This is a genomic window from Microvirga sp. HBU67558 (assembly GCF_018069605.1).
Lineage (GTDB): Bacteria > Pseudomonadota > Alphaproteobacteria > Rhizobiales > Beijerinckiaceae > Microvirga > Microvirga terrae.
Window position 1 is genome coordinate 48,450 of the sequence record NZ_JAGPUP010000537.1, and the last position, 10,575, is coordinate 59,024.

A 10,575-nucleotide genomic window follows, 5' to 3' on the forward strand; every position below is an offset into this window, starting at 1 on the left:
TCCCGCCTAAATGCGTCCCGTTCACGCGGTCCTCATGGGCCGCGTAACTTTTTACGCTCCCGTGGCCCGGCTCCGGTCGGCCTGTCGTCCCATCCCTCGAGACGGCCCTTTGGGCCTCCTCGGGAATGATGGGAAGAGGAGGGCGCGTTCCTCGCAAATTCGACAACACAGAGGAACAGCGATGTCGAAGCGCATTCAGGCCAAGCACAAGCTTGACCGCCGCATGGGTCAGAATATCTGGGGCCGCCCGAAGAGCCCTGTGAATCGCCGCGAATATGGTCCGGGCCAGCACGGCCAGCGCCGTAAAGGCAAGATGTCCGACTTCGGCACGCAGCTGCGCGCCAAGCAGAAGCTCAAGGGCTACTACGCCAACATCACCGAGAAGCAGTTCCGCCGCTACTACGCGGAGGCGATCCGCCTGAAGGGCGACTCCGGTGAGAACCTGGTTGGCCTGCTCGAGCGCCGTCTCGACGCGGTCGTGTACCGCGCGAAGTTCGTCGCGACCCCGTTCGCCGCCCGTCAGTTCGTCAACCATGGTCACGTGAAGGTCAACGGCCGCCGCGTGAACATCCCGAGCTATCAGGTGAAGGCCGGCGACGTGATCGAGGTGAAGGACAAGTCCAAGCAGCTCGAAGTCGTCGTCGTGGCGAGCCAGCTCGCCGAGCGCGACGTTCCGGACTACATCGAGGTCGATCACTCCAAGATGACGGCTCGCGTAACGCGCATTCCGACTCTGTCGGAAGTGCCGTACCCGGTCCAGATGGAACCGAACCTCGTGATCGAGTTCTACTCGCGCTAATCCGCGAAAGCCGGTTAGAAATCAGAAAGGCCGCCCTGTGGGCGGCCTTTTTGTCGTCCGGGCCTATTGCTGAACCGGACCGCGCGGCCCGCCCTGATGCATGCCCATCCGGTGATGGTCACGGTCGTGACCCCGACGTCCTCCGCGGTCGGCCCAGCGCGGTCCGTCGACGTCGATCGCCTCCCGCATGAGGCGCGGCGCAATCCGCTTCTGATCTTCGCTGAAGCTGTCCCAGAGCGGTCGCAGGGCGGCGGTGACCGCAGCCGAGCGCTGCGCGCCCTCGGTCCTCATGGTGCTGCGCCGCTCGAGACGCTGCATGAAATCCATGGACTGGCGCTGTTCGCGGGTCGGGCGCTGCTCGAAGCGTGAGTAACGCTCGGTGGCCGAGGAGCGGATTGCCGTCTCGACAGGGGCCCAGAGCCTCTCCTGGTCGGCGGAGAGCTTCAGCCCGGCCTTGATGGAGGCGATACGGGCATCCACGAGCCGGTTGAAGTCGTCCTGGCTCATGCGGGGACGGCGGTCCTGCCGGCCCTGATCCTGCGCCGCCGCCGGCGCGTTCGGCGCAGGACTCTGCTGCGCGATCGCATAGGTGCCTGTGCCGGCCAGCAGGGCAGCAAGAGCAATGGTGGCGATGGTCTTCATGCGGACATCCTCCGTAGTGGCGATAGGATTAGATTGCTCCGCTCCTGCTCTCGCTCAGGTGACCGCCGCATGAACTTTTCGTCATGTGGACAATGTGGGTTCGTCAGAGTCTTTTCAGGAACCCGGCGAAACGCATCAGGCCCTCGGGCCAGGGACCATGGCCGCTTTCCGTATTGACGTGGCCGGCATCGCCCGCGTCGACGATCGCCGCCCCCCAGGCGTAGGCGATGTCTTCCGCCTTGGCATAGTCGCAATGGGGATCGGTCCTGCTGGCGACCAGAACGGACGGGAAAGGGAAGGGATCGCGCGGGATCGGCGCGAAGGCCCGGTCGATGGCCGGGATGAAGTCGGGTCTCTCCACGTCCGGCAGGCTGACCAGGAAGGCGCCGCGAGCCTTCCCGCCGGCGAGTTGCGGCGCCGCATGGGCGACCGCCAGCACCCCGAGGCTGTGCCCGACGAGCACCACCGGCTTCTCGGCCCGTTCCACATCGCGCACGATACGCTCGACCCAGGCATCCTTGTCGGGTGCGTCCCAGTTCTCCTGCTCGACGCGCCAGGCGGTCGAGAGCTGGCGCTCCCAGCGGCTCTGCCAATGGTCTTCGCCGGAATTCGTGTAGCCGGGAACGATGAGGATGTCGCAATCGGAGGTTTTCATGCCATCGAGATAAAGACCCGCACAGGCTGGTTCAAGCGCTCCGCATCAACTCCATGTTCTCCTCCGCCTCCTTCAGGGCGGCTTCGCGCTCAGCGATATAGTCGCGGGTGAGGGGCACCACGTCGTTGCGTCGCGCGAGCTGGAGCTGGAACACCACAGCGTCCTGCCAACGGAAGGCGGATTCTGACATGGCGAGGTAGCACTCCCATATCCGGCAGAAGCGCTCGTCGTAAAGACGCATCACCTCCTCGCGATGGGCCATGAAGCGCTCGCGCCAGGCCTGAAGGGTATAGGCGTAGTGCAGGCGCAGGATCTCGACATCGGTCACGATCAGGCCAGCCCGCTCGATGGCGGGCATCATCTCCGACAGGACCGGCAGGTGGCCCCCCGGGAAGATGTACTTTGTGATCCACGGATTGGTCGGATAGGGCATGCCCGAGCGCCCGATGGTGTGGAGGAGCATGACCCCGTCCTCCTTGAGGAGTTTACGGCTCGCCTGGAAGTAGGCGTCGTAGGAGGCCACACCCACATGCTCGAACATCCCCACCGAGACGATTCGGTCGAACGACCCCTCGGCGGCCCGGTAGTCCTGGAGCTCGAAATGCACGCGATCCTGGAGGCATGCGGTGGCGGATCTTTTGCGCGACGCCTCCAACTGCTCCTGCGAGAGCGTGATGCCCTTTACCGACCCCGCTTCGGCCACCTGAGCCAGATAGAGGCCCATGCCGCCCCATCCCGAGCCGATGTCGAGGACGCTGTGGCCCGGATCGACCATCAGCTTGGCCGCGATGTGCCGCTTCTTGGCCATCTGAGCCTCCTCGAGGCTCGCGTCGGCATGGTCGAAATAGGCGCAGGAATACTGGCGGTCGCCGTCGAGGAAGAGGGAATAGAGCCGGCCGTCGAGATCGTAGTGATGGGCGACGTTACGTTTGGACCGGGCTGCATTGTTCTCGGCACGGCGCATCATGGCGGACCGAATCCGGCGCAATCGATGAAGAGGGAGCTCGTCGAGGGTACCGTGAGTGTCCTGAAGAAGAAGTTGGAGCAGGTCGAGGATGGTGCCCCGCTCGATGACGAGGCGGCCATCCACGAACAATTCGCCGAGCTTCAGCTCAGGATGCAGGCAGAGGGCCATTTGGGCAGCGAGGTCCGTGAACCGGATCGAGACGCGGGGCTCCGAGCCGTCGCCGAAGGTGGAAAGCCGGCCGCTGGCCGTGGTCATCTCGAGGGTGCCGTGTGTCACGGCCCGCGTGAAGGCAAGATCGAGAAGCTTCTCCGACAGCATGGCAACAATCCCGCGCCGTTGATCTCTCAGCGCATCGTGCGGACCCAAAGGCCAGGTCGGCGAAAAGCTGCCCCGGTTTTCCGCCCGGATGATGCGCTCACGAAGAGAGGGCTCGAACCCGCAAGGGGACGCCCGAGGTGGACGCCCCTATTTGGTCCGTCGCTCTACTGGGGATTGTTGCTCATTGTGGAAATATTTCCAGCCCCTGAGCTATGCGCCGCCTGCGCCGAAGACCCGCGCGAAGATCGTATCCACATGCTTGAAGTGGTAGGCGAGGTCGAAGCAGGTCTCGATCTCGTCCGCCGACAGGTACTTCGTCACGTCGGTATCGTTCTTGAGCAGGGTCAGGAAGTCGCCTTCGCCGCGCCAGACGGGCATTGCGTTGCGCTGGACCAGCCGATAGGCGTCCTCACGGGAAGCGCCCTTCTGCGTCAGGGCCAGGAGAACCCGCTGCGAGTGGACGAGGCCGCCGAGGCGGTCCAGGTTCTTCTGCATATTCTCCGGATAGACCACGAGCTTGTCGATGACGTTGGTGAGCCGCGCCAGGGCGAAATCCAGGGTCACGGTGGCGTCGGGTCCGATCATGCGCTCGACGGACGAATGCGAGATGTCCCGCTCGTGCCAGAGCGCCACGTTCTCCATGGCCGGCATGGCATAGGCCCGGACCATGCGGGCAAGCCCGGTGAGGTTCTCGGTGAGCACCGGGTTGCGCTTGTGCGGCATGGCGGACGAGCCCTTCTGGCCCGCCGAGAAGAACTCCTCCGCCTCCAGGACCTCGCTGCGCTGCAGGTGGCGGACCTCCGTGGCCAGGCGCTCGATGGAGGACGCGATCACGCCGAGCGTGGCAAAATACATGGCGTGCCGGTCGCGGGGGATGACCTGGGTCGAGACCGGCTCGACCTGCAGGCCCATCTGCTCGGCCACGTATTCCTCGACGCTCGGGTCGATGTTGGCGAAGGTGCCGACGGCGCCCGAGATGGCGCAGGTGGAGACCTCCCGCCTAGCCTCGATCAGCCGAACCTTGCAGCGCTCGAATTCCGCATAGGCCTGGGCGAGCTTGAGCCCGAACGTGGTGGGCTCCGCATGGATTCCGTGGGACCGGCCGATGGTCGGTGTCATCTTGTGTTCGAAGGCCCGGCGCTTGATGGCGGCGAGCAGCTCGTCGAGGTCGCGGAGCAGCAGGTCGGAGGCGCGGGAGAGCTGCACGTTGAAGGTGGTGTCGAGCACGTCGGAGGAGGTCATGCCCTGGTGGACGAAGCGGGCTTCGGGTCCGACGATCTCCGCCAGATGCGTGAGGAACGCGATGACGTCGTGCTTGACCTCGCGCTCGATCGCGTCGATCCGCTCCACGTCGAACGTGGCCTTGGAGCCCTTCTGCCAGACCGTTTCCGCCGCGTCCTTCGGCACGACGCCGAGATTGGCCAGAGCCGTGGTGGCATGGGCCTCGATCTCGAACCAGATGCGGAACTTGGTCTCCGGCGACCAGATGGCCACCATCTCGGGACGGCTGTAACGGGGGATCACAAATCTTCTCCTGCCTGCGGGCGCCGCACCCCTTCAAGAGCCTTGGAGGGGCAGTGGCAGCCGGGTTGGCTCGAATGGTCGGATCGAGGCTGACGATCGTTGCCTGATCGCTATTGGATGCCTGTCTCGAATTCAAGCGCATTCACACCGAAGATCCTCGCTCCGCGGGGTGCCAACCTGATCGGAGCTTGACCTCGTCTTGAATTCGCCTCAAACGCTTGTTTGAAAATCATACAGACGTTTTAATTCAGATGAGGAGCCCGTATGCGTGCCGCTTTCAAAGGGATCATCGGCAAGGCTGCTGAGACTGGTGGAAAGCTCGTCTTGCAGATTATCGTCTCCGTGACCGCAACGGTCTGCGTCGCCGCGATCACGAACACTTATCTGGGCCTTGGAAGGAATGAGGAGGCCGCGGCCCCCCAGGCCCTGGCAAGCGCTGAACCGCATCACGTCGCAAGCCTCCTAAATGCGAATTTCATTGCGGACGGCTTCCGGGCGCGCGTCGCCAGCGTTGACGAGTTCGCGGCCGTCTTCGGGCCGACCGACGACCTCCCGTACTCGCCTCCGCTTGCACGCGAATGGTCGAACGAAACGGTTGCCCTGAAGTCGGACAACCCCGTTCAAGCAACGCCTCGCCAAGTTGTTGCCTCCGCCTGCCTCGACGCGTGCAGCCATCTTCCGGCAATCGGCATCCTTCCTCCGGCTCGCCCGGTCGTCGCTCAGGCGGCGCAAGCAGCGCAGGCCGCCGTGTCCTCTGCAGAGGTCTCCGAGGGCCGGTCGATCGAGATTCTGGGCGTCTCCCTTCCGAGCCTCGTCCCGTTGCCCGGGCGGATCCTCACGACCGTTACGTCCTGGGGCGGTTCCGTGGCCGACCTCGTGCTGAGATGAGCCGCGCCTCCGAACGGACCAGGGAGGCTCTGATCGAGGCCGCCGCCATCGTGTTCGCCGAGAAGGGTTACGAGGGTGGGTCGGTCCGCGACATCACCCGCAAGGCCGGCGCGAACCAGGCGGCGATCACCTATCACTTCGGCGGCAAGGAAGGCCTGTACCGGGAGGTGCTGCGCGTGGCCTTCGCGGCGCTGAAGGAATCAGACGTCCTGGATGCCGAGAGGCTGGATGTTCTGGAGCCGAGGGAGGCGCTGCGGCTCTTCGTGCGGCAGATGCTCCTGCCGCTCCTGAAGCGAACGGTCCTGGCCCGCTACATCCGGATTCTGAACTGGGAGATTCTGCAGCGGACGGACATCTTCCAGGATCTGGCCATGTCGGAGAACGCCTCCCTGGTCACGTCCGCCGAGCGGCTGGTGCGGCGGTTCCTGGGCGAGGAAGCGAGCGCCGAGGAGGTGGCGGTGGCGAGCCTCTGGCTTCTGCATCAGGGCTTCATCTTCGTCCGAGACTACGAGTATCTCACCCGTCCGCCGCACAACCTGAAGGTCGACGAGAGCTTCGTCGACCGCTTGGCCGATTTCCTCACCCGCCTGCTCGCATCCGGGCTGGCGGGAGCAACGTCCTGACCCGGCACGCTGGCCTCAGCGTGCCTTTGCGGCCGCCTCGCGGATGGCCGCCATGTTGGCCGCATAGGCGGAAGGACCACCCTTGAACGTGGCGGACCCGGCAACGAGCACATTGGCGCCGGCTTCGGCCACCAGGGGCGCCGTCTCGGGTGTCACGCCGCCGTCGATCTCGATGTCGATGTTCCGGTCGCCGACCATCTCCTTGATCCGCCGCAGCTTGGTGCAGACGGACGGGATGAAGGCCTGACCGCCGAAGCCGGGATTGACCGTCATCAGGAGGATCAGGTCCACATCGTCGATCACCGGCTCGATGGCCCGTTCGTGCGTGCCGGGGTTCAGAACGATGCCGGCCTTCTTGCCGAGGCTCCGGATGGTCTGCAGAGAGCGGTGCAGGTGCGGTCCCGCCTCGGCGTGGATGCTGATGATGTCCGCGCCCGCCTTGGCGAAGGCTTCGAGGTAAGGATCCACCGGCGCGATCATCAGGTGGACGTCGAAAGGCTTCGAGGTGTGCGGACGCAGCGCCTTCACCACGTCGGGACCGATGGTGATGTTCGGCACGAAATGCCCGTCCATCACGTCGATGTGGATCCAGTCCGCACCGGAGGCGTCGATGGCGCGGATCTCCTCGCCGAGCTTCGAGAAATCGGAGGCCAGGATGGAGGGGGCGATGAGAAGGGGGCGTGTCATGCCGCGCCGGTAGCACGGGCGTTTTCCGGCCGCAACGGGGCATCGCGCCACCGGTTCGAACCAATTGAAGACCACTTGGCTGGGGAGAGGCCCGGTTGCAGCAGGAATTCCATGGACGGCCTCGATCCAACGGGAGTAAAGATGGCCTCGTCACAAGGATACGAACTCGCTGTCCGGGGCCGGACGCGACTTTGAACGGGGCAGAGCCTTCATGCGTAAGGATGTGGTTGTTCTTGGGGCCGGGATCGTCGGCGTGTCGATTGCCGTCCATCTGCAGAAGCGCGGACGCTCGGTCCTGCTGGTCGACCGGCGCAAGCCCGGCGAGGAGACCTCCTTCGGCAATGCCGGCCTGATCCAGCGCGAGGGCGTCTACCCCTACGGCTTTCCGCACGATTTCGGCGCCCTGCTGCGCTATGCCCTCAACAACACCATCGACGCCCATTACCACTGGGCGGCGATCCCCAAGCTCGCGCCGTTCCTGTGGCAGTACTGGATGCATTCGCGTCCCGCCCAGCACAAGGCGATCGCCCGGATGTATGCGCCGCTCATCGAGCGCAGCGTCACCGAGCATATGGCGCTGGCCGAGGAATCCGGCTCCACGCACCTGATCCGCCCGACCGGCTGGATGAAGGTGTTCCGGGACGAGAAGAGCCGCGACGAGCAGTTCAAGGACGCGGAAGAGGTCAAGCGCGATTTCGGCGTCAACTTCGATGCGCTCGACCCCCGGGCCGTCGCCGAGCGGGAGCCGCATCTCAAGGTGGAGACGAAGGGCGGCATCCACTGGACCGATCCGGCCTCGGTGTCCGATCCTCACATGCTGACCATGGGATATGTCGGACTGTTCGAGCGTCTCGGAGGCGAGCTCGCCTCCGGGGATGCCCGGACGCTGGAGGAAACGCCGACCGGCTGGCGCATCCAGACCGAGAAGGGGCCCGTGGACGCCGACACCGTGGTCATCGCCCTGGGTGCCTGGGCGGACGTGGTGACGACGAAGCTCGGATACGATCTGCCCCTGGCGGTCAAGCGCGGCTACCACATGCACTACAAGCCCGAGGGCAATGCGGTGCTCAACCGGCCGACCCTGGATTTCGACCGGGGCTATTTCCTCGCCCCCATGTCGAAGGGTGTCCGCCTCACCACGGGCGCCGAATTCGCCAACCGCGACGCGCCGAAGACGCCGGTCCAGCTCCAGCGTGCCGAGCCGATCGCGCGCGACTTCTTTCCCCTGGGCGAGCGGGTCGATCCGGAACCGTGGATGGGCATGCGGCCCTGCACGCCGGACATGATGCCGATCATCGGTCCCGCCCCGAAGCACAAGAACCTGTGGTTCGGCTTCGGACACGCCCATCACGGCCTGACCCTCGGGCCGGTCACTGGCCGCCTGCTGGCCGAGATGATCACCGGCGAGACCCCGGTGGTCGATCCGAAGCCCTACCGGGCAGAGCGGTTCTAGGCGAGCGCGAAGCGGTCCCGCCAGGCCGGCTGCGCGCCCGGATAGGGCAGGGCCGTCGCCTCGTAGACGCCTCGTGCGATAGCGCGGCTCAGGCAGTCGGCAGCAAGCGCCGTCAGCTCGGTGAACTCCGCCGCCTCATCGCCCAGCGGCCTCCGGCCGGTGGCGGCGGCGAAGATCGTGTCGCCGTCGAACAGGGCATGGGAGAAGCGCAGGCCCCGGGCGAGACCCGCATGGGACGCGACGGCGAGGCGCTTGGCCTGGGCCTTCGTCAGGACGGCGTCGGTGGCGACGAGGGCAATGGTGGTGGCCGGCTGCGGGCCGCCCTTCCAGACGAGCCTGCGATGGTCCGGACCGACCCGCGCAGGATGGCCGTGACCGCCGAACTCGCGACCTTCCTCCAGGGCGCCGGCCCAGAAATGCGGGCCGTCTCCGATGACCGCCGAGGCGATGCTGTTGACCACCACGAGGGCGCCCACCGTATGGCCCGAGGAGGTCAGGGCGCTCGCCGAGCCCAGGCCGCCCTTCAGGTTTGCCGTGGTGGCGCCGTAGCCGCCGCCGGCGGTGCCGAGGGCGAAGTCCGGGCCGGCCTGCCGGGCCGCCTCGTAGCCGAGCTCCCGGTAGGGCGGGTAGCGGCCCCAATCCTTGTCGCCGCCGTTGACGAGATCGAAGATCGACGCCTGGGACACCAGGGGCACGAGCGCGTCGCGGACCGCGAAGCCGATCCCCTGCTCCCTCAAGCAGGCCTGGACGCCGCTCGACGCATCGAGCCCGAAGGCGGATCCGCCGGAGAGCACCACGCCATGGATGGCCGGCACCATCTTGTCCGGGTCGAGGAGGTCGGTCTCCCGGGTCGCCGGGGCTCCGCCCATGGCGAAGACCGAGGTGACGGCCGGCTCGTCGAAGAGCGCGACGGTCACGCCCGAGCCGAGACCGGCGTCCTGGGCGTTGCCGATGCGCAGGCCTGCCACGTCCGTGATGAGATTGCGGCTTTGTGTCATGCAGCGAGCAAACCGGAAATCGGCCGCCTTCACAAGCTGGCGAACCGGCGCTTCACCGCCTTTCTCGGGGAGGCGTGACAGGATAGAAGGCTTCCATGCTCAGTGTTTCCTATCCGGCCGCGGCGCTCGGCGGCCTCATCAGCTTTCTCAGCCCCTGCGTCCTGCCGCTGGTGCCGCCCTACCTGTCGTTCCTGGCCGGCACCACCTTCGACCGCCTCAGCGCGGGCGACGACCGCGCCGTGCGCCAGCGCGCGGTCCTGGCCGCCCTGCTGTTCGTGGCCGGCTTCTCGACCGTCTTCGTGCTGCTGGGCGCGACGGCCTCGGCCCTGGGCCAGGCCATCCGGCAGTATCTCGATGTCCTGAGCACGGTGGCAGGCATCGCCATCATCGTGATGGGGCTGCATTTCCTCGGGCTGTTCCGCATCGGGCTGTTCTACCGCGAGGCCCGCTTCACCGTCGCCCGGCCGGTGGGCCTGTGGGGCGCCTACGTGATGGGCCTCGCCTTCGCGTTCGGCTGGACGCCCTGCATCGGTCCGGTTCTGGCCGCGATCCTCACTGTGGCGGGCTCGGAGGACAGCGTGTCCCGCGGAGCCCTGCTCCTCGCCGCCTATTCGGCAGGTCTCGGCATCCCCTTCCTGCTCGCTGCCTTCGCCATGAAGCCGTTCGTGGCGCTGTTGAAGCGCATGCGCTCCCGCTTCGCCCTGGTCGAGAAGGTCATGGGCGTCCTCCTCGTCCTCACCGGCATCGCGTTCCTCACCGGCTGGATCACCACCATGTCGTTCTGGCTCCTGGAGACGTTCCCGGCATTGGGGCGGCTGGGATAGGCCGACCTTCGCGAAGCCCGGCCTCGAACGAGGATTTCGCCCTCGCCGTCATCGTTCGGTTCGCGCCGGTAATCTCGATACTGCGAGGCGCGGTGGGTGTCCGATAGGGATGGCCGGCTCTGACTCCTTCGACGTCATCACCGGGCTTGTCCCGGTGATCCCGCTTGTTTGAGGTGCGGCGCTCTTCCGGATCGGGA

General features: G+C 66.0%; 11 protein-coding genes. 5 read left to right on the plus strand and 6 right to left on the minus strand.

Annotation, left to right across the window (positions count from 1 at the left end; all coding sequences use genetic code 11):
* The first annotated feature begins 181 nt into the window (after nt 1-181).
* The gene (rpsD, locus tag KBI52_RS19695) at nt 182-799 is read left to right on the plus strand and encodes a 30S ribosomal protein S4 (protein WP_009494134.1); all 618 of its coding nucleotides are present in this window, start codon (nt 182-184) and stop codon (nt 797-799) included.
* A 63-nt stretch (nt 800-862) separates the two neighbouring features.
* On the opposite strand, the gene KBI52_RS19700 is transcribed toward rpsD, so the two are convergent.
* From KBI52_RS19700 to purB, 4 genes are all read right to left on the minus strand, one after another.
* The gene (locus tag KBI52_RS19700; protein WP_210810770.1) at nt 863-1,441 is read right to left on the minus strand and encodes a Spy/CpxP family protein refolding chaperone; all 579 of its coding nucleotides are present in this window, start codon (nt 1,439-1,441) and stop codon (nt 863-865) included.
* Nucleotides 1,442-1,544: 103 nt separating this feature from the next.
* The gene (locus tag KBI52_RS19705; RefSeq protein WP_173949483.1) at nt 1,545-2,096 is read right to left on the minus strand and encodes an alpha/beta hydrolase; all 552 of its coding nucleotides are present in this window, start codon (nt 2,094-2,096) and stop codon (nt 1,545-1,547) included.
* Nucleotides 2,097-2,127: 31 nt separating this feature from the next.
* Nucleotides 2,128-3,381: a cyclopropane-fatty-acyl-phospholipid synthase family protein gene (locus KBI52_RS19710; protein ID WP_210810772.1), complete on the minus strand. Its 1,254-nt coding sequence runs from the start codon at nt 3,379-3,381 to the stop codon at nt 2,128-2,130.
* A gap of 210 nt (nt 3,382-3,591) precedes the next feature.
* Nucleotides 3,592-4,905, minus strand: a complete 1,314-nt coding sequence (gene purB, locus KBI52_RS19715; protein WP_210810773.1) for an adenylosuccinate lyase — start codon at nt 4,903-4,905, stop codon at nt 3,592-3,594.
* Between the two features lie 264 nt (nt 4,906-5,169).
* On the opposite strand from purB, the gene KBI52_RS19720 reads away from it, so the two are divergent.
* Both KBI52_RS19720 and KBI52_RS19725 read left to right on the plus strand, forming a co-directional pair.
* Nucleotides 5,170-5,793: a hypothetical protein gene (locus tag KBI52_RS19720; protein WP_210810775.1), complete on the plus strand. Its 624-nt coding sequence runs from the start codon at nt 5,170-5,172 to the stop codon at nt 5,791-5,793.
* A complete protein-coding gene (locus tag KBI52_RS19725; protein WP_210810778.1) occupies nt 5,790-6,416 on the plus strand; it encodes a TetR/AcrR family transcriptional regulator in 627 nt (208 codons plus the stop codon). Before KBI52_RS19720 ends, KBI52_RS19725 begins: the two co-directional genes overlap by 4 nt.
* A gap of 15 nt (nt 6,417-6,431) precedes the next feature.
* Here the strand turns inward: KBI52_RS19725 and rpe are convergent, their stop codons facing one another.
* Nucleotides 6,432-7,103, minus strand: coding sequence for a ribulose-phosphate 3-epimerase (gene rpe / locus KBI52_RS19730; RefSeq protein WP_173949478.1), 672 nt, complete (start codon nt 7,101-7,103; stop codon nt 6,432-6,434).
* A 211-nt stretch (nt 7,104-7,314) separates the two neighbouring features.
* Here rpe and KBI52_RS19735 point away from each other — a divergent pair, with 211 nt between their 5' ends.
* Nucleotides 7,315-8,556: an FAD-binding oxidoreductase gene (locus tag KBI52_RS19735; RefSeq protein ID WP_210810779.1), complete on the plus strand. Its 1,242-nt coding sequence runs from the start codon at nt 7,315-7,317 to the stop codon at nt 8,554-8,556.
* Here the strand turns inward: KBI52_RS19735 and KBI52_RS19740 are convergent.
* Nucleotides 8,553-9,554, minus strand: a complete 1,002-nt coding sequence (locus tag KBI52_RS19740) for a P1 family peptidase (RefSeq protein WP_173949476.1) — start codon at nt 9,552-9,554, stop codon at nt 8,553-8,555. The genes KBI52_RS19735 and KBI52_RS19740 overlap by 4 nt on opposite strands.
* Before the next feature lie 95 nt (nt 9,555-9,649).
* Here KBI52_RS19740 and KBI52_RS19745 point away from each other — a divergent pair, with 95 nt between their 5' ends.
* Complete coding sequence (locus KBI52_RS19745; RefSeq protein ID WP_210810782.1) at nt 9,650-10,378, plus strand: cytochrome c biogenesis CcdA family protein; 729 nt, start codon at nt 9,650-9,652, stop codon at nt 10,376-10,378.
* The last annotated feature ends 197 nt before the right edge of the window (nt 10,379-10,575 follow it).

Excerpts from the sequence above, each read along its gene's own strand:
- rpsD (WP_009494134.1), top strand. The coding sequence starts at position 182 with ATGTCGAAGCGCATTCAGGCCAAGCACAAGCTTGACCGCCGCATGGGT.
- KBI52_RS19700 (WP_210810770.1), bottom strand. The coding sequence starts at position 1,441 with ATGAAGACCATCGCCACCATTGCTCTTGCTGCCCTGCTGGCCGGCACA.
- KBI52_RS19705 (WP_173949483.1), bottom strand. The coding sequence starts at position 2,096 with ATGAAAACCTCCGATTGCGACATCCTCATCGTTCCCGGCTACACGAAT.
- KBI52_RS19710 (WP_210810772.1), bottom strand. The coding sequence starts at position 3,381 with ATGCTGTCGGAGAAGCTTCTCGATCTTGCCTTCACGCGGGCCGTGACA.
- KBI52_RS19720 (WP_210810775.1), top strand. The coding sequence starts at position 5,170 with ATGCGTGCCGCTTTCAAAGGGATCATCGGCAAGGCTGCTGAGACTGGT.
- KBI52_RS19725 (WP_210810778.1), top strand. The coding sequence starts at position 5,790 with ATGAGCCGCGCCTCCGAACGGACCAGGGAGGCTCTGATCGAGGCCGCC.
- rpe (WP_173949478.1), bottom strand. The coding sequence starts at position 7,103 with ATGACACGCCCCCTTCTCATCGCCCCCTCCATCCTGGCCTCCGATTTC.
- KBI52_RS19735 (WP_210810779.1), top strand. The coding sequence starts at position 7,315 with ATGCGTAAGGATGTGGTTGTTCTTGGGGCCGGGATCGTCGGCGTGTCG.
- KBI52_RS19740 (WP_173949476.1), bottom strand. The coding sequence starts at position 9,554 with ATGACACAAAGCCGCAATCTCATCACGGACGTGGCAGGCCTGCGCATC.
- KBI52_RS19745 (WP_210810782.1), top strand. The coding sequence starts at position 9,650 with ATGCTCAGTGTTTCCTATCCGGCCGCGGCGCTCGGCGGCCTCATCAGC.